The organism is Micromonospora sp. CPCC 205558 (assembly GCF_036902955.1).
Classification (GTDB): domain Bacteria; phylum Actinomycetota; class Actinomycetes; order Mycobacteriales; family Micromonosporaceae; genus Micromonospora.
In genome coordinates, this window is sequence record NZ_JBAKHR010000062.1 from 1 (window position 1) to 2,138 (window position 2,138).

Annotated in this window: 2 protein-coding genes; both read right to left on the bottom strand. The window is 74.9% G+C overall.

The annotated features are described in order from the left end of the window. Positions 1-214: 214 nt before the first annotated feature. Positions 215-1,018 carry an ABC transporter ATP-binding protein gene (locus V6U86_RS33250; protein WP_334510510.1) on the bottom strand — a complete coding sequence of 268 codons (804 nt, stop codon included), beginning with the start codon at positions 1,016-1,018 and terminating at the stop codon, positions 215-217. After that, positions 1,015-2,121, bottom strand: coding sequence for a FecCD family ABC transporter permease (locus tag V6U86_RS33255; protein WP_334510513.1), 1,107 nt, complete (start codon positions 2,119-2,121; stop codon positions 1,015-1,017). The genes V6U86_RS33250 and V6U86_RS33255 overlap by 4 nt, the downstream gene beginning before the upstream one ends. Between the last annotated feature and the right edge of the window lie 17 nt (positions 2,122-2,138).

Genomic DNA, 2,138 nt, shown 5'->3' on the forward strand with positions numbered 1-2,138 from the left:
GCCACGCGCCCCGCGCCACGCGCCACGCGCCTCGCGCCACGCGCCACGCGCCACGCGCCACGCGCCTCGCGCCCCGCGCCCCGCGCCCCGCGCCCCGCGCCAAGATCGTGCTCGAACCTGGATGTAGTGGTGTTCTGACGCTTGGATACCACTCTTTCCAGGTTCGAGCACGATCTTGCGGTGCAATTCGGCACCCAGGGCCGCAGCCGGGCGGCTACCGGCGGGTGGGGCGGACGGGGACCACCAGGGGGCCGTGCGCACCGGCGACCACCCGGACGCTGGCCCGGTAGTGGGTGGCGAGCAGTTCCTCGGTCAGCACCTCCGAGGGCGTACCGGCGGCCACCACCTGACCGCCGGCGAGCATCACCATCCGGTCGGCGTACTCACCGGCCAGGGAGAGGTCGTGCATCGTGGCCAGGACGGTCAGGCCGTGCTCGCGGCGAAGCTGGTCGACGACTTCGAGCACGTCCTGCTGGTGCCCGATGTCGAGCGCGCTGGTGGGCTCGTCGAGCAGCAGCAGCGTCGCGCCCTGGGCGAGCGCGCGGGCCAGGAACACCCGCTGTCGTTCGCCCCCGGAGAGGGTGGCCAGCTCGCGACGGTGGAAGCCGGTGAGGTCCAGCCGCCCGAGCACCTCGTGCACGGCGTCGACGTCGGCTGTCGACTCGCGGCCCAGGGTGGGGATGTACGGGGTGCGGCCGAGCAGCACGTAGTCCAGCACCGACATGCCGGGTGGCACCACCGGGGACTGGGCCACCGTGGCCACCACCCGGGCGCGGTCCCGACGACGCAGCGCGGCACTCGGCGTACCGAAGAGGGTGATCGCCCCCGGCGCGGGCAGCAGGCCACCGACGGCCCGCAACAGGGTCGATTTGCCGGCGCCGTTCGGGCCGATCACGGTGACCCACTCGCCGGCGGCGACGGTGAGGTCGACGCCGGTCAGGATCGGCGTGCCACCGAGGTCGACATGCAGCCCGCGCACCTCGACGGCCGGCGCACCGGCGGTGGGTTCGCGGCTCACGTGAGCACCCGCCGGGCGGTCCGCAGCACGAGGACGAAGAACGGCCCGCCCAGCAGGGCGGTCACCACACCGATCGGCACCTCGGCCGGAGCGGCGGCGGTGCGGGCCACCACGTCGGTCAGCGCCAGGAACGCCCCGCCGAACAGCAGTGACAGCGGCAGGATCACCCGGTAGCTGGACCCGGCGAGCAGCCGGACGGTGTGCGGCACGATGATGCCGACGAAGCCGATCAGCCCGGTCGCGGAGACCGCCGCCGCGGTGCCCAGGGAGGCGGCGGCGATCAACAGGTAGCGGGTGCGCTGCGGGTGCAGGCCGAGACTTCTCGCCTCGTCGTCGCCGACCGCGAGGACGTCCAGCTCACGGCGGTGCAGCAGCACCACCACGGTGGTCACCGCGGCGTACGGCAGCACCAGCAGCACATCGTGCCAACCGGCGGTGGCCAGCCGGCCGAGCAGCCAGGAGTAGACCGGCTGGATGCTGTCGGCGTGTCGTTGCAGGAGGTACGTCTGCCCGGCGGAGAGGAACGCGGAGACCGCCACCCCGGCCAGGATCAGCATCGCCGGTGACCCGCGCCGCCCGCCGGCCGCGCCGAGCACGTAGGTCATCGTCACGGCGAGCAGCGAACCGGCGAACGCGGCCAACGGGATGGTCATCGGCAGCCCGGAGAGCGTGCCCTGCCGGCCGGCGCCGCCGAGGGCGATCGCCGCGGTGACCGCGAGGCCGGCGCCGGCGGCCACCCCGAGCAGGTACGGGTCGGCCAGCGGGTTGCGGAACACGCCCTGGTAGCAACCACCGGCGAGAGCGAGCAGGCCGCCGACGAGCAGGCCCAGCACCACCCGGGGTAGTCGCAGCTCGGTGACGATGGCGATCTCGCGCTCGGTCAGCCCGCTGTCGAGGTGCACCCCGGGAAACAGGTTGAGCAGCTCGGCGGCGACGCTGCCCGGGGGCAGGCTCACCGGGCCGAGCGACACCCCGGCGACGAGCGCGACGAGCACCGCGAACAACCCCGCGACCAGCCACCGCTTGCGCAGCCCGGCGGGCCGGGCAACGGGCGGCGGCCCGGCGGGCCGGGCAACGGGCGGCGGCCCGGCCGGCCGGGCCACGGGGAGCGGCCCGGCCG